This window comes from Streptomyces sp. NBC_00075 (assembly GCF_045041225.1).
GTDB lineage: Bacteria > Actinomycetota > Actinomycetes > Streptomycetales > Streptomycetaceae > Streptomyces > Streptomyces adonidis.
This window is the reverse complement of the sequence record NZ_CP108243.1, coordinates 4,371,955-4,388,267: the sequence shown is the minus strand read 5'-3', so window position 1 is coordinate 4,388,267 and position 16,313 is coordinate 4,371,955. Positions and strand designations below refer to the sequence as shown.

General features: G+C 70.3%; 11 protein-coding genes. 8 read left to right on the top strand and 3 right to left on the bottom strand.

The features are described 5' to 3' along the window. Positions 1-13: 13 nt before the first annotated feature. From OG787_RS18850 to OG787_RS18835, 4 genes are read left to right on the top strand one after another with little or no spacing between them, the layout of a single operon-like run. Positions 14-859: a hypothetical protein gene (locus tag OG787_RS18850; RefSeq protein ID WP_405535803.1), complete on the top strand. Its 846-nt coding sequence runs from the start codon at positions 14-16 to the stop codon at positions 857-859. After that, positions 856-2,916 (top strand): CHAT domain-containing protein, encoded by a 2,061-nt coding sequence (locus tag OG787_RS18845; protein WP_405535802.1) that lies wholly within the window; start codon positions 856-858, stop codon positions 2,914-2,916. Before OG787_RS18850 ends, OG787_RS18845 begins: the two co-directional genes overlap by 4 nt. Then, entirely contained in the window at positions 2,913-7,997 is a 5,085-nt protein-coding gene (locus tag OG787_RS18840) for a tetratricopeptide repeat protein (RefSeq protein WP_405535801.1), read from the top strand. The genes OG787_RS18845 and OG787_RS18840 overlap by 4 nt, the downstream gene beginning before the upstream one ends. Further along, positions 7,994-9,289, top strand: a complete 1,296-nt coding sequence (locus OG787_RS18835; RefSeq protein ID WP_405535800.1) for a hypothetical protein — start codon at positions 7,994-7,996, stop codon at positions 9,287-9,289. Before OG787_RS18840 ends, OG787_RS18835 begins: the two co-directional genes overlap by 4 nt. 223 nt (positions 9,290-9,512) lie before the next feature. On the opposite strand, the gene OG787_RS18830 is transcribed toward OG787_RS18835, so the two are convergent. Next, a complete protein-coding gene (locus OG787_RS18830; RefSeq protein WP_369034481.1) occupies positions 9,513-10,514 on the bottom strand; it encodes a helix-turn-helix transcriptional regulator in 1,002 nt (333 codons plus the stop codon). 133 nt (positions 10,515-10,647) lie between these two features. Between OG787_RS18830 and OG787_RS18825 the strand changes: the two genes are divergently transcribed. The 3 genes from OG787_RS18825 to kstD all read left to right on the top strand — a co-directional run bounded on the left by OG787_RS18825 (position 10,648) and on the right by kstD (position 14,056). Further along, positions 10,648-11,070 (top strand): VOC family protein, encoded by a 423-nt coding sequence (locus OG787_RS18825; RefSeq protein ID WP_405535799.1) that lies wholly within the window; start codon positions 10,648-10,650, stop codon positions 11,068-11,070. Positions 11,071-11,092: 22 nt separating this feature from the next. Beyond that, complete coding sequence (locus tag OG787_RS18820) at positions 11,093-12,187, top strand: winged helix DNA-binding domain-containing protein (RefSeq protein ID WP_405535798.1); 1,095 nt, start codon at positions 11,093-11,095, stop codon at positions 12,185-12,187. A gap of 90 nt (positions 12,188-12,277) precedes the next feature. Next, a complete protein-coding gene (gene kstD, locus OG787_RS18815) occupies positions 12,278-14,056 on the top strand; it encodes a 3-oxosteroid 1-dehydrogenase (RefSeq protein WP_405535797.1) in 1,779 nt (592 codons plus the stop codon). A 66-nt stretch (positions 14,057-14,122) separates the two neighbouring features. On the opposite strand, the gene OG787_RS18810 is transcribed toward kstD, so the two are convergent. Both OG787_RS18810 and OG787_RS18805 read right to left on the bottom strand, forming a co-directional pair. Continuing rightward, positions 14,123-14,788: a class I SAM-dependent methyltransferase gene (locus tag OG787_RS18810; protein WP_405535796.1), complete on the bottom strand. Its 666-nt coding sequence runs from the start codon at positions 14,786-14,788 to the stop codon at positions 14,123-14,125. 171 nt (positions 14,789-14,959) lie between these two features. Next, positions 14,960-15,163, bottom strand: a complete 204-nt coding sequence (locus OG787_RS18805; protein WP_148009945.1) for a cold-shock protein — start codon at positions 15,161-15,163, stop codon at positions 14,960-14,962. 300 nt (positions 15,164-15,463) lie between these two features. Here OG787_RS18805 and OG787_RS18800 point away from each other — a divergent pair, with 300 nt between their 5' ends. Next, positions 15,464-16,312 (top strand): menaquinone biosynthetic enzyme MqnA/MqnD family protein, encoded by an 849-nt coding sequence (locus OG787_RS18800; protein WP_369034486.1) that lies wholly within the window; start codon positions 15,464-15,466, stop codon positions 16,310-16,312. Position 16,313 lies beyond the last annotated feature (1 nt).

Below are 16,313 nucleotides of genomic sequence, written 5' to 3'. Positions count from 1 at the left end.
CACGGGGGACGACATGAAGGACTCGTACGAGCTGTACCGCCGCGCCGTCGACGATGTCTGGAAGGGCTGGTGGGTGTCCTGGCCCCTGTCCGGGCGTGTCGAGGTGGGTCAGGTCCTGGCGAACGTGGACGGCAGCGTCCGTACCGCCGGAAGCCTGTCGGAGCGGGGTGTCCCGTTCGAGCCGCGCCCCGGCACACCCCACAACGACTACACCTATGACACCCAGGGTTCCGCGTCCCTCCAGTTCAAGGCGGCCGGAGTCGCCATGGACGGCCTCACCGCGCTGGCGGTCGCCGACTTCGGCGCACAGGTCAGGTTCGAGAAGGGCGACAGCGCTCTCGTCGTCTATCGCGGGTTGACGGAGACCGGCGTCGCCGACGTACGGGCCCTGGCTGCCGCGCTCGTACAGCGTGGCTGGGACGAGTGGGACGACACGCTGCTCGCCGTGACCGACGTGGTCACCGCCGGCTTCGGCATCGTCCTGACCGCCGCGGAGCGGGGAGCTGTCGTCGAACTGCGCCTCCAAGCAGGCGCGGGCCAGGCGCAGTTGGGCCTCGCCGACCTCGCGGGCCGGGCGAGCGTCGCGTGGCGTCGCAGTGTCGGCCTGGAGTGGCTCGGCACCGACACCACCCCCTTCTTCCGCGTCGCCCGCCTGCGCAAGAACTGGTTCGGCAAGGTCAAGACGGACTACGGGCCCCGCCAGCCGGGCCGGGGCGCGGCTCCCGTGCCCGTTCCCCCCGTGCTGCTGGAGGAGGCCTACGACGATCCGGCCGCCGTCCTCGAAACGGTGACGCCGGACGAGCAGCCGCCTCCTCCTCCTGACGTCTCCTCCGACGAGCCCTCCACGGACGCGTCATGACCGACGGCGTCGACGTGGCACTGCGGCTCGTCGACGGCGCGGACGGCGAGGCGGGGACGACGGTCGTTCAACTCTCAGTGGACGGCGGCCCGGTGACCTCCGCTCTGCTGGGCGACCTGGGCCGGATCGGGGACCTCACCACCGTCTTCGACCGGGGCGTGGGCGACAGCGAGCGCGAACAGGCGGGTGAACGGCTGTACTCGGCGTTACTCGGCGGCGAACTGGCCGAACGCTGGGCCGAACTGCGGAGCGGCGCGTCGGCGGGCAGCCCCCTGCGTGTACGCATCGACATCGGCCCGCCCGAACTACGGCCGCTGCCTTGGGAGTTGCTGCGCCACCAGAACCAGTGGCTGTGGCGGCGGCCCGAACTGCGGTGGAGACGCGGCGGCGTCGACGATCCGCCGAGCGCCGAGCCCACTGAACTCGGCCCTCTGCGAGTCCTCGTCGTCGTGTGCAACCCGCCCCACGACGACCGCCTCCTGGCCGAACAGGAACTCGCCTCGATTTCGAGCGCCGTGGAGCGTTCCCCGGGCCGCACCCATCTGGAGCCGCTCGACGCGCCCCACGACGCGGCAGAACTGGCCGACCGCATCGACACATTGCGCCCGCACATCGTGCACTTCATCGGCCACGGCATGGCACGCCCCGGCGCGGGCAGCCCCGTTCTCGTCTTCGTACCGGCACATGAAGGGGTGGACGACTGGGAGTTGACGGCGGAGGCGATCGCCGACCTCACCGACTGGAAGCCGATGCTGGTCGTGCTCAACGCCTGCCACGCGGGAAAGGCCGATGCCGCCGACTGGATCGGCGGCATGGCGCAGGCCTTCCTGGACGCGGGAACGAGGGCCGTGGTGTCGATGCAGGGCGACATCGCCTCGGACTCGGCGGTCGCCTTCTCCACCAAGTTCTACGAGGAGCTGGGCCACTCGCACCCCCTGGACGACGCGGTCGCCGCCGCCCGCTCCCACCTCGCCAAGCGCACGGGAAACACCGGTTCCTGGGCACTGCCGGTGCTCCTCACCCGATGCGCCCCGGACCAGGTCCTCCGCATCAACTGCCTGCCGCCGCCCGACTCCTCGCTCGACGACATCGACAACTGCAAGCAGTACGTCGAACTCAGCCGCTTCGTGGGACGCTCCGACGAACGCCGGGAAGCCTGGTGGACCCTGGACAGACCGTTCGCGTCGGCGGGCGGCAAGGAACGTCCGGTGCTGGTGATCGGCGGCTACTCACAGACCGACAGCGGCAGGACCGGCAGGTCCGGCAAGACCTGGCTCGCCAACTGGTGCCTCATCACCTGGTTCCTGCGCGGACACCACGTCGTGTCGGTCGACCTCAGGACCCCGCTCCGCCCGCCCCCCGAGGTCCCGGACATCAACCCGTACGCCCGGTACAAGGACTGGCTCTCGGCCCTGCGGCTCATCCGGCAGGAGGCGACGAGTTCCGAGCAGTTGTGCCGGCTACCGGAGACGGCTTTCGGCACCTTCAACGCCGTACTCAACCACCTGACCGGCGCCGCCACCCTGCCGTGCGGTGAACTGGAGCCGGCCGAGGACGAGTGGAAGCGGTTCGACGACGAGATAGGGGACCCCTACGACAAGCGCAAGGAAGCCATCTTCGAGGCGTTCCGTGACGCCCTGAGCACCCTGACCGACGGACGCCCCCTGGTCATCGCACTCGACCATGCCGAGAGCGTCATGCCGGCGGCGTTCACCGACGTTCTGTACAAGTGGCTGGTGCGACCGGTCGCGTACGGCCATGCCTCGCCCCTGCGGCTCATCGTCGTCGCCCGCGACCCGTGGCTCAACGCGGTGCTCCCGGAAGCCGACTCCCACATGCTGGGCCGGGTGAGCGTCTGCGACTTCGACAGCGACCAGTTCACTCGGCTCACCCGGGCATACGGGCGGCGTCTCGGCGTCCCGCCCGACGACGGATTCGAGGCGCTGCTGGAAATCCTGCGCGACCGCCAGGGCCCGTACTTCGATGTCGAGACCTTCGACCGCCTCACCGGGCTTCTGCGGGACTGGCGCGAAGCCAGAAAACTGGGGGCCCGATGACCGACGCCCTGGCGGATCTCACCCGCCGACTCGCCGCCGGCGAGAGCCTGGAGGACATCGCCCGTTCCGTGCGCCCGCCCGACTGGGCGCCCGCACTGCGGGTCTGCGCCGTCGCCCGCACCTTCGACGAGCCCCTGTACGAGAACGTCCTCGCCCCCGCGGCAGGCGGCCCCGGCGACCCACCCGCCCTCCGTGACCTGGTCGAGGAGCGCGTGGCGCGACCGGTGGGCGGCACACCACGGACGTACGCCCTCTCCGAACCCGACCGCACCTCCTACTTCCTCGACTGGATCGGCACCGGCGGCGACGCGCTGCCCGTCGAACTCCTGCGCCTGGAACGCGAGATCGCCGAGCACCGACTGACGACGGGCGACCACACCGAAGCCGTACGACACCTCCTGCTGCCCTCCTCCGACGAGGCCCTGACCCTCTTCCGGGAGCGGTTCGACGCGGCGGACCGGCGCCGAGACTTCGCCACCTGCCAGGACCTCGTCGAAGCACTCGGCGACCCCGACCGGCTCCCCTACCTCGGCCCCGAGATCTCCGAACTCGGCCTGGAACGCGCCGGATACGTACGGGCCCGCGACCACTGGTCCGCCGATTACGCCCGCTCCGCACAGTTCCTCCAGCCCGCCGGACTCGTCGACGAAGCCGAACGGCTCCTGTCCGGCGAGCGCCGCGTCTGGCAGCTGTACGCCCCCGGCGGCGCAGGCAAGACCATGCAGCTGCGCTGGCTCGTCGCCCGCCACTGCGTGCCCGCACCGCGCGATGTGCCGTGCGCCCGCATCGACTTCGACGTCGTCAACCCGCACACGGTGGGCCGCCACCCCTGGCTGCTGCTCCTGGAACTGGCCGAACAGTTCGGCCGCCGCCTGCCCGGACGCCCCTTCGAGTCGCTCACCAGCAGTTACGGCGTCTACCGGATCCTCCTCGACCGGATGCCCTCCGAATCCGGCCGCGAAGTCGCCGGCACCCTCGACAGCCTCGACAGCGACGCGATTCAGGCGGACCTCCTCGCCGCCTTCGCCGACCGGCTGAACCTGGCCGTCGCCGACCGCCCCGCCGTACTCGTCGTCGACACCCTCGAAGAACTGCTCCTGCACGGCCACACCGAGGCGGAACGCCTCCTGCGCCTCCTCGCCGACCTGCTGAAGGCCTGCCCGTCGCTGCGCCTCGTCCTGGCCGGCCGCTACGACCTGCGCACTCGCATTCCCGAGGCGCTGAGGGCCTTCCCGAGGAAACAGGTCAAACACATCAGGGTCCGCCCGTTCAGCGCGGCACAGGCCCGGTCGTATCTGACGGACGTCCGTGGAATCCGCGACAGCCGGCTGGTACGCGTCGCCGTTCGCCAGGCACGTGGGCTCCCCTTCAAGCTGGCCCTGTTCGCGGACATCATCGAACAGGACCCGGACATCACGGCCGCCGAACTCGCCGACGACGACGGGCCCCACGTCCGCTACCTCATCGACCGGATCGTCCAGCGCATCGAGGATCCTGCGGTGCGCTGGCTGCTGCGCTACGGCGTGATCCCACGGCGGCTGCGCAAGGAGGATGTGTTCACCCTCATGCGCCCCTGGCTGGCCAGGGGCATCACGGCCGGCTCCGACGCCGACGATCCGCGCCTGGACGACCACCATCTGCGCGGCAGCGACAAGGTCTTCCCCATCGCTCCGACCGAGCCCACCGACGAGGAACTGGAGCGATCGTGGCAACGGCTCCTCGACTACGCGGCCAGGTCCTCCTGGTTGTCACGGCACCCCGGGGACGACAGCACCGTCGTCTTCCACACGAACGTGCTGGCACCGATGCGGGTGCTGGTCTCCGGGCATCGGGTGTTCGGGGAGCTGCACGAGGCGTTCGTCGCCCACTTCGACGGGCTGGCCGAGGCGCATCCCGAGCAGTGGGTGACTTACACGAAGGAGGCGTTTTACCACCGGTTCCAGGCGGGGGATCCCCGGGCTGAGGAGATCCTGTTGGATGCCTTCCAAAAGGCGGCCGACTCGGAATCCCCCGAGTCCGTCCGGGAACTCGGCGAGGAAGTCCTGGGAGCGGAGTACCTCGATGAGGGGCAGCCCAGGCTGCGCGTCGACGGAGAGCCGCTGATCAGTCGCCTGATGGTGGCCAGATCCCATCTCGCCCTGGCGGCAGCAGTAGCGTACGACTACTTGGACATGTCCACGACGAATCCCTCGGATCCGGCCTGGAGCGAGGTCGAACGCCGCCTCGCGCTCGTCGACGAGGTGATGGCGCAGTCGTCCGAACCCATCAGGGCAGGAGGGGCCGAAACTTTCTTGAGGGTTCTCGTCCTCTTCGGCCGTGGCCATCTGGACGAGGCCGTCGAGCTGGCCCGATCCGCACTGGAAACCGAGCCGCACAATCAGTACCGGGAATCTCTGCAACTGCTTCTGTCGCGGACCCAGATCCAGTTGAACGACCCGGAGGCCGAATCGACCTATCACGGGGCCATTCTGGAGGCACGTTCCAGGGGTGACGAAGAGAGCGAGGCACGTATCTCGCTGGAACTCGCGCAGACCCTGGAGGACCAGGGCCGCATCGACGAGTCCACCGAACTCCGCCGGCGGGTGACATCGGTGGACGAGTTCCCGGAAGCCACCGGCAAGCCGGTCCTGGCGGTCCGTGTCGACGCCATGCTGCGCTTGGCACAAACGCAACTCCGGACCTTCTCCCCCAGTTCGGCGCTGGAAACGCTGGGCACACTCGATCCGAGCTCGCTGCCGGTCCACGAACGTGTCGAGGCATACCAGTGCGAGGCGGCGGCCGAGCATCTGCTGGGCCGCTCGCGCCGCGCCCTGGACGCACTGGACCGGGCGGAGGAACTGGCCCGATCGGACATCGACGACGCCACCCGGTTCCGGCATCTGGCTGAGAACGTCCTGCAACGCGGACTGTACGAGGGCGCGCTCCTGTCAGTGGACACCGCGGAACGCTCGTTCGCCCGGGCGGCAGCACTCTGGAGCGACCTGGGCCATCTGGACGGGCACCCGCTGTCCCTGCTCATGTACGCCCGGTTCCTCACCTGGCAACTCGGCGACCTCCGCCGGGCCGCCCAGACCCTCGACCGACTGCGGGCCGTGGACACCGCGGGTGAACACGCCGTCCACGCGGCATTGCTGTGGCACGATCTCGCCGTCCGGGGTTACGACGTACCGGACCGCTCCCTGCTGGACGTGCCTTGGAGGTCCCCCAAGGACCTGATCGACGGTGGTGTGCCCGCCGTACTCGCCGACCCCGGCCGCGCCACCGCTCTGGCGGAAGCCCTGGCCGACGTACAACCGCCCGAGGCCCGCCTGGCCGCGCTCAGCAGACTGAACCGCTGCCCCACTCCCGAGGGTGAGCCACTGCCCCAACTCACCTTGTTCCGGCCACTGTTCGCAGACCTGGCCGATGGGGACCCCGGGAGCGTCGACCAGCAGGTGCGGATGACCCTGCTGGCGGAGTTCGAGCGGGTGTCGGGCCGCCACGAAGAGGCCGTACGCCTCATGATGCGGGCGCACTCCGTGTTGTGCGAGTCGGTCGGCGACGGGGAGCCGTTGCCCAAGTGGCGTTGGGCTCAGGCCCAGATCCGCTTCAACGGGCTCGCGTCGCGTGAGCTGAGCCGCTCCCTGTGCGATCTGCCCGGAACAACATCTCCCCTCCTCGGCGCGACGTCGCGCTGGATGCTCGCCCTCACCGAACGCGACGCCGAGCCCAAACGCGCACTGCTGAACGAAGCCTCGGAACACCTGAGTGAGGTGCAACGGCCTTCTCTGTGGGGCCAGTACATCCTGCGGTCGATCGGCCTCGTGAACGCGGACGAGTCGACCCTCAAGGCCGCTGACCGTATGTCGGCTGCCCTCGGCTACCGTCCGGAGCCGTCGGTCCGGCGCGCCCCGGACCCGTCTTTCGGCGCCTCTTCGGAGCACGAACACGTGTTTCGGATCGATCCCGCGTTCCGGGTGACCAGTGCCCCGCTGCACACCGCCCAGGTCCTGACCACCAACCGGCCGGACGTCACGGCCGCCAACGCCAGTGCCCTGCAACTGCGGTCCTGGGGGACTCCGCCCGCCGACGCGGTCCAGATCCAGGCGGACCAGCCCCTGGCGCACGCGTTCCCCTGGGAACTCGCCTTCTGTGACGACCCGTTGGCCGTATTCCGGACGCTGCCCGAGGCCGCGGAGGCGGTCGACGTCCGGTCCGTCCAGGCGGCGCTCAACGCCCGCGCTGACACGAAGCTGGTGACGGACGGCGTGTGGGGCTCGCTCTCCAAGGTGGCTCTCGGCGCCGCTGTGGGCGCGGGTGCTGCCGCCCTCGGGCTGGTGTCCGGCGGGGTATCGGCCGTGGCGCTTCAGCTCGTACAGAAGTCACGGGAGCGGGCGCGTGCCCGGTCCGGACCGAAGGCCCTGGTACTGGTCTGCGACCCAGCCTCCGACAACCACTCGTACGCCGCGTCCGGGGCCGCCCCGTTTTCCTCCCGTTCCGTACTCGGCGCCTACAAGACGCACGGCCTGGCACCCCAGGAGATCCGCTCGCGGCAGAGCCTGCCGATGCGCCAGCCGCCCCCCGCCGTCATCCACGTGAGTGCCCCGCTGCGTCTGAGCGGAGGAACGACCCCCTGCTTCGACCTGTCCTCGACGGAGCTGAGCCACGACGAGCGGCTCAGCCGCACGGCGATGGGCGCCGACCTCGACCCGGACCAACTCATCGACTGGCTGAGGCAGTTCGAACCCGGTACGCAGCCCTTGGTCGTACTCGATCCGCCGCGTCCCGGCTCACCGGCCGACATTCCCCTGCAACTGGTGCTACGCAACCTGTTCGCCGCGACCCTCTTCGCCTCCGGGCATGTCCCCGCCGTGCTCGGCGTCGGACTGCTGCGCGGCACGGGAAGGCCACAGCGGGACCTAGTGGCGCGGGCGGTCCGGGAGGACGCACCACTCCTGCGGTTGTGCGCGGACCTACGCCGCCTCGCCGACGACCGCCCCGACCGCCACACCCGCTGGGGCGAGGACACCATCGAACACCACTGTGTCTCACTCTTCGCCAGCCCGGCCGCCCTCCACATCTCCGAATCCGCGCCCTCATGACGGGCCTCCTCCCGCAGGCCGAAGGCGCCCACGCCCGCCGCGAGGCCGAGGTACGGCACCTCCTGACCGGACTCGAAGAGGAACTCGCCGACTGGGCGAAGGCCGCCGGGGAGCGCGGCCCCCTGGAGAAGCACCAGTCGCAGATCGCGAGTGCGGTACGGGTCATAGCAGGGGCACTTGAGCAGCTCAGGAGCCTGCCCGACGCCGAGCGGCACAGGAAAGCACCCGAACTCGTCCTCGACCTGCATCACCTGTGGGACTTCTTCCGCACGAAGCTGGCGGTCCGTCATATACCGCGCTACCAGCGGTTCCTGGACGTGGCCGACGAACTGGCCTGGGCGGTCTACGACCCTGTGCGCAGGGCGGCGGCAACCGCCCACCTCTTGCTCAGGGAACCGCCGCTCACCTTCCTCAGCCGGCATCCCGTCCCCTTCGCCACCGCCCGGGGCAGCGACTTCGAGGACCTGCTCCCCTCCGGAAAACAGCGCACGCTGGCCGGACGGAGGGCGAGCGGGCATCTGCCCTTCCCGGTCATCGGGATCCCCTGGTCCGCGAGTCATCACCTTCCCGCCCTGCTCGCCGTCGCCCATGAGACGGGTCACCACATCGAGGACGACTTCGGCCTCGCCGAGCCGCTGCGGACGCGCCTGCGGGAACACGCGGGGCTCCCCGCGGAGCGGATCGAGGTGTGGGAGCCCTGGCTCGGTGAGGTGTTCGCGGACGTGTGCGCGACGCTGGCCTGCGGGGAGGCGTACGTCCGGACACTCGCCGACGCACTCGCCGCCACGCCGGGAACCGGCCACGGCACCGGGGACTATCCACCGCCCCGCCTGCGCCTGCTGGTCTGCCGGGCCGCCCTGATCACGGCCGGTGCCCATGTCCCGCCGGATCTGCCGGGAGCCACCGACCCGGACGACGAGGAGGCGCCGACCGTGGTGAACGCCCTGATCGGCGACGGTTTCCGGGAACTCGGCGGAGCCTCTCTGACCTCGCTCGTCGGCCTGCGCGACCCCGCCCGACTCACGGAGGCCAGTCTCAGACTCCGTACCGGATTGCGAACGAAACGAAACGACGTCCCGGGAGTGCTGGCAGCAGCCGCCCTCGCCTTCCTCGACGCCCCGGACGCCTACGACGTACAGGACGTGGGGACACGCGCCCAGGACGAGGCTCTGTCCCTCGTTCCCAAGGGCCCGCGCGCCGCCTCGGCGCCGGAGCGGCTGCTGGCCGCACGCGACTCCGCGGCGGGCCTGGAGCTGTTCGGCCTCCTTGACGCGGACGCCTCGGAGCCCTGAGTGCGGGCGCCCAGGTCAGGACGGCGCGTGCCGTCTCCAGGTCCGGGGCGCGGAGCAGGGGCCCGTACGCGAGCAGGCCGTCCCGGTCGGCCGGTGGGGTGGGGTGAGGTCGGCGGCCTGGCTCGTGTCGCGGCCGAGTGCGAGGTACCGGTCGCCGTTGGTCGGTCACCGGGGAAGTCCCACATGGTGCGCCCGAGCGTGTTGCGCCACCGGAGTTCTGTTCTCAACGCGCCGGGCCGGTCTCCGGTCCTGTGGTGCGGGCGGCGTAGGCGTACCGGGCCGCGAGTTCCCCGAACGCGGTGGCCAGTTGGGGTGGGCCGATGACCTCGATGTCGGTGTCGAAGCGGCCGATCGCGGCGGCGAGGCCGGTCCAGGACCAGGAGCCGAGGGTGAGCCGGCAGTGACGGGAGTCGAGTTCCTCGACTATTCCGTCCTGGGCGAAGGGTGCGACCTCGGCGGCCGGGAGGCCGAGGACGACTTCGCCCTGGCAGGGCCAGTCGGTGGTGGTGCCGTCGTTGCCGCGGAATCGGCTGGTGACGAAGGCGGAGACGGTGCCCCCGGGGAGGTCGCGAGGGGTGAAGCGGGGGCCGGTGGGTGTGCGGGGCCGGATGCGGTCGACGCGGAAGGTGCGCCAGTCCTCGCGGTGGAGGTCCCAGGCCACGAGGTACCAGCGATGACGCCAGGTGACCAGGTGGTGGGGTTGTACACGGCGGACGTCATCGGCCGAGGTGCTCGGACCCGGGGCGTAGTCGAAGCGCAGTTCCTCGCGGGCGTGGATGGCGCGGCTCAGGTCCATCAGGACCTGGGTGTCGACCTGGGGGGTGTCGCCCGCTGCCGCGGGTGGCTCGACTGCGGTGATGTGCAACAGGTCGATGCGGTGGCGCAGGCGGGGCGGCATGACCTGGCGGAGGGTGGCCAGCGCGCGGACGGCGTCTTCGGCGACGGTGGTGCCTGCCGCCGCGGTCCGCAGCGCGACGGCCAGGGCGACGGCCTGGTCGTCGTCGAACAGCATGGGCGGCAGGTGAGTGCCGGCCTCCAGGCGGTAGCCGCCGGCCGGTCCCTTGAGGGTCCTGATCGGGTAGTCGAGTTCGCGCAGGCGGTCGATGTCACGGCGCACCGTGCGTGACGTGATGCCGAGACGCTCGGCGAGATCATCGCCGGACCAGTCGCGGGGCGTCTGAAGGAGCGAGAGCAGCGCGAGCAGCCGGGCGGATGTCTTGTGCATGGCACCCATGATCCCCGGAGTACCGGACACATCCTGTCCTCTACCCCTGCCATCGTGGCGTACGAGCCGTTCAGGAGACATCGCTCCTGGTCACGGCAGCCGCCACTGGGGCACATAGAGCAAGGAGCAGGTCATGTCCGTCACGACCACCACCCACCTGAACTTCCGGGGCACCGCCCGTGAGGCACTGGACTTCTACCGGTCCGTCTTCGGCGGACGTACGGTCGCGGTCACCTACAAGGACGCGGGCGCCGTGCAGGACGAGAGCGAGGCGGACTGGGTGATGTGGGGCGAGGTGGCCGGCGACAACGGCTTCCACGTCATGGCCTACGACGTGCCCTCGCAGCTGCCCTGGAACCAGGGCGAGAACCCGTTCTTCGTCTCCGTGCGCGGCGACGACGCCGAGGAGATCAGCGCCCTGTGGGGCAGGCTCGCCGAGGGCTCGACCATCGTGAGTCCGCTGGAGCCCGCGCAGTGGGCACCGCTGTACGGCATGCTCACCGACCGCTTCGGCATCACCTGGGTCCTGGACGTCACCGCTCCGTACAACGGCTGAACCGGCCGATCCACACGACGCCATGACGGTTCTTGACGCCCGTGCCCTCAACCGCGCCGCCCTCGCCCGCCAGCACCTGCTCGAGCGCGGCGACACATCCGTGTCGGAGGCGGTGGCCCAGCTGTGCGGCCTTCAGGCGCAGGAGCCTCAGGAACCGTTCATCGGCCTGTGGTCCCGCCTGTCCGGCTTCGAGCCCAGGCAGCTCGACGATGCGCTGACCGGTCGCGCGGTGGTGCGCACCCACCTGATGCGGCGCACCGTCCACCTCGTCACCGCCGACGACGCGCTCGCCTGGCGGGCCCGCCACGACACGATGCTGCGCCAGCGAGTGCTGGGAACCTACCGGCGTGAACTGGCGGGCATCGACATGGACGAGGTCGCCGCGGCCGGCCGCGCGGTCATGGCCGACGGGCGGCCCCGCACCATGACCGAGCTGGTGCAGGCCCTCGAAGACCGCTGGCCCGGCCCACCACGTCGTGTCCTGGGCGAGCTGCTCGTCGCAGCTCTCATCCCCATGGCCCAACTCCCGCCCCGCGGCCTGTGGCAGCAGACCGCCGGCGTACGCAACCTGCCGTTGAGCACCTGGCTGGAACGGGACATCGACCCCCTGCCCGCCGATGGCAGCGATCCCCTCGGACAGCGACTGCTGCACCGCTACCTGGCCGCGTACGGGCCCGCCGCGAGCGCGGATCTACGTGCCTGGTGCGGCCTCGCCGGCCTTCCCGCCGCCGTCAAGGCCGCCCGAGAGGAACTCGTCGTCTTCCGTGACGAACGCGGCCGCGAACTGCTCGACCTGCCCGACGCACCCCGCCCCCACCCCGACACCCCCGCCCCCGTACGGTTCCTCCCGGCCTTCGACAACGCGATCCTCGGCTACCACGACCGCAGCCGCATCATCGACGCCCCCCACCTCGGTCTGTCCGTCGCGGGCCACCGCACCGTTCTTGTCGACGGACGCGTCACCGCCACCTGGACCGTGCGCGACCACCGACTCCACATCAGTTCCCTGCGCCCCCTCACCGCCCTGGAACAGGAAGCCGTCCACACCGAGGCCCAGGACCTGGCCACCTTCCTGGACAACGGCATCGAGGACATCCGACTCGACACCGAAAACTGACGATCGCCTACGCCGGGCTGCGGCCGCCTCCTGGTTTCTCCCCGGCATGCTTCTTGACTTCACAAGACCCAAGTACGACATTCCCGCCCCATGAACCCAGAATCGGACTCCGTAAGACATACCCAACTCCCTTCCAGACGAGGCGTGTTGGCAGGCGCCGCCGTGGCGGGTGTTGCGGTCGGGGTCGGTGGAAAGGCGGCCCATGCCGCCGCCCCGCCCCTCCTCGGGACGTACGACGTCGTCGTGATCGGCGCCGGTGCCGCCGGGATGACCGCCGCGCTCACCGCCGCCAAGCAGGGGCTGACCTGCGTCGTCGTAGAGAAGGCGGCCACCTTCGGCGGGTCGGCCGCCCGGTCCGGTGCCGGGATCTGGATACCCAACAACTCCGTGATCCTCGCCGCCGGGGTGCCGGACACGCCCGCCAAGGCCGCCGCCTACCTCGCGGCGGTCGTCGGACCGGAGATCCCGGCCGCCCGCCAACAGGCCTTCCTCGCCCACGGACCCGCCATGCTCTCCTTCGTCATGGCGAACAGCCCTCTCCGCTTCCGCTGGATGGAGGGATACAGCGACTACTACCCGGAGTTGCCCGGCGGGCTCCCCAACGGCCGTTCCATAGAGCCCGACCAGCTCGACGGCAACGTCCTCGGCGCCGAACTCGCCCGCCTCAACCCGCCCTACCTCGCCGTCCCGTCCGGCATGGTCGTCTTCAGCGCCGACTACAAGTGGCTGGCCCTGTCCGCCGTGAGCGCGAAGGGCGCGGCCGTTGCCGTGGAGTGCCTGGCACGCGGTACGCGGGCGGCGCTGCGCGGGGAGACCCCGCTCACCATGGGCCAGGCACTCGCGGGCGGACTGCGCGCGGGGCTGGCCTCGGCCGGAGTCCCCGTCTGGCTCAACACCCCCCTCACCGACCTCTACTCGGAAGCCGGTACGGTCACCGGCGCCGTCGTCACCCGCAACGGCACCCCCGGTCTCCTCCGCGCCCGGCGAGGCGTGATCGTCGGCTCGGGCGGCTTCGAGCACAACGCGGCGATGCGCGACCAGTACCAGCAGCAGCCCATCGGTACGGAGTGGACCGTCGGCGCGAAGGAGAACACGGGCGACGGAATCCGCGCGGGGGAACGGGTAGGCGGTTCCCTCGCCCTGATGGACGACGCCTGGTGGGGCCCGGCGATCCCGCTCCCCGGCGAGCCGTACTTCTGCCTCGCCGAACGCACCCTCCCCGGCGGCCTGTTGGTCAACGCGGCCGGCTCCCGCTTCGTCAACGAGGCCGGTCCCTACAGCGACGTCGTCCACACCATGTACGAGCGCAACCCCACCGACCCCGACATCCCGGCCTGGCTGATCGTCGACCAGAACTACCGCAACCGCTACCTCTTCAAGGACGTCGCCCCGACCTTCGTACTCCCGGCGGACTGGTACAACTCCGGTGCCGCGTACAAGGCGTGGACGGTCGATGCCCTGGCCACTGCCATCGGCGTCCCGGCCGCCGCCCTCCGCACCACCGTCAGCCGCTTCAACTCCCTTGCCCTGAACGGCGACGACACCGACTTCGGGCGCGGCGACAGCGCGTACGACCACTACTACACCGACCCGGCCGTCCTCCCGAACTCCTGCCTGGCCCCCCTGTGGCTGCCCCCGTACTACGCCTTCCGGATCGTCCCCGGCGACCTCGGAACGAAGGGCGGCCTGCGCACCGACGCCCGGGCCCGGGTCCTGCGCGCCGACGGCACGGTGATCCCCGGCCTGTACGCCGCCGGAAACGCCAGCGCCGCCGTCATGGGCCACAGCTACGCGGGCGCGGGCTCGACGATCGGCCCGGCGATGACGTTCGGCTATGTGGCGGCACTGGCGGCGGCGGGGGTGCTGTGACCGTCGCTCGCTCTACGGGGTCTACGGGGTCTACGGGGTCTACGGGGTCTATGGGGTCTACGGGGCCTACGTGTCCTGGCCCAACGGCCTGCGGGCCATCAGGAACGCCTGTGGGGACGACTCCCCGGTCTCCTCGTTCGCCTCCCGCACGGTCTGCGAGGTGAGGGTGAACCCGGCCGCCGTCAGCAGCGCGGCGATCCGGTCGGGCCGGCGACGCTGGAAGTCCATGGACACGGGGTGCCCGAAGGGCTGGTCGTGGTGCTTGGGCTCGTCCCCGACCTGGAAGCCGAGCAGCAGATGCCCGCCCGGTGCCAGGACGCGGTGGAACTCGGCGAAGAGGGCGGGCAGGCGGTCGATCGGGGTGTGGATGGTCGAGTACCAGGACACGACGCCGCCGAGCGCGCCGTCCGCGAGATCCAGCTCCAGCATCGAGCCCTGCTCGAACCGCAGCCCCGGATGCTCCCGCCGGGCCACCGCGAGCATCGACTCCGACAGGTCAAGACCGAACACCGACAGCCCGAGCGAGTCGAGGAACGCGGTGACCCAGCCAGGCCCGCACCCGAGATCGGCGACCTGTCCGCCACCGCCCCCTGAACCCCGTACGAACTCGGCGTACGCGGCGAGCACGGCCCGCTCCAGGGGCTGGTCGGCGAGCCCGGTACGGAACCGGGAGAAGTAGTCCTCGGCGATGGCGTCGTAGAAGACGCGGGTGGCGGCGACGAAGTCAGTCATGGCGGGGACCTTAGTGGGGCCCACTGACAACGCGGCCGACCGCGGCGGGGACCGTGGCCGGAAAGGGCAGGAGCTCCGATGCCGGATGGCTCGGAGCTCCTTGGGTACTGCACACGTTCCGGATCAGAGTAACTGGCTCAGATGAGCCGGGGACTCAGGTGAGCCGAAGACCTACAGGGGGGTGACGTTCTCCGCCTGCGGGCCCTTCGGACCCTGCGTGACGTCGAAGGAAACCGCCTGGTTCTCTTCGAGGGAGCGGAATCCGCTCGCGTTGATCGCGGAGTAGTGGACGAAGACGTCCGGGCCGCCGCCTTCCTGGGCAATGAAACCAAAGCCCTTTTCGGCGTTGAACCACTTCACGGTTCCGGTAGCCATAAGCCCTCCTTGGGCCCAAAGGGTTGCCCTGCTCCAGAACCTGCAAGGTGTAAACAAAAACTTGTAAACAACTGCATTCATCTGAAAACGACGAGAGCCCGCGGTCACATGCTCCGCAGGCTCTGTACTGCAAGGGAAACCAAACTGCAACTTGCGGTGAGCTTAGCACTCGGGCAGGCGAATGCAATAGAGGGCAAGATCACGTCACCCGGACGTTTGAGAGGCGGCGCGCGGTCTTGACAACCCTCCGGGCAACCCCCAAGAGGGTGCACCGTACCCCGCGCCCGTTAGCCTCGCGATGTGGACAATTCTCGCACCCGGCCGCGCGTCGGCCACATCCAGTTCCTGAACTGCCTGCCCCTGTACTGGGGGCTCGCGAGAACGGGCACGCTCCTCGACTTCGAGCTGACCAAGGACACCCCCGAGAAGCTCAGCGAGCGGCTGGTGCGCGGCGAGCTCGACATCGGGCCCATCACCCTCGTCGAGTTCCTCCGCAACGCCGACGACCTGGTCGCCTTCCCGGACATCGCCGTCGGCTGCGACGGCCCGGTGATGTCGTGCGTGATCGTCTCCCAGGTCCCGCTGGACCGCCTGGACGGCGCACGGGTGGCGCTCGGCTCGACGTCCCGCACCTCCGTACGCCTGGCCCAGCTGCTCCTTGCCGAGCGGTACGGCGTACAACCCGACTACTACACGTGTCCGCCCGATCTCAGCCTGATGATGCAGGAGGCGGACGCGGCGGTGCTGATCGGGGACGCGGCCCTGCGTGCCAACCTCCTCGACGGCCCGCGCTACGGCCTCCAGGTGCATGACCTGGGCGCGCTGTGGAAGGAGTGGACCGGCCTGCCGTTCGTCTTCGCCGTGTGGGCGGCGCGGCGGGACTACCTGGACCGCGAGCCGACCCTCACCCGGCAGGTCCACGAGGCGTTCCTCGCCTCCCGTGACCTCTCCCTGGAGGAGGTCGGCAAGGTCGCCGAACAGGCGGCCCGCTGGGAGGAGTTCGACGCGACGGTCCTGGAGCGCTACTTCACGACCCTCGACTTCCGCTTCGGCGTCCCGCAACTGGCGGCGGTACAGGAGTTCGCCCGCCGGGTGGGCCCGACGACGGGCTTCCCGTCGGACGTGAAGGTGGAGTTGCTGGAGCCGTAGG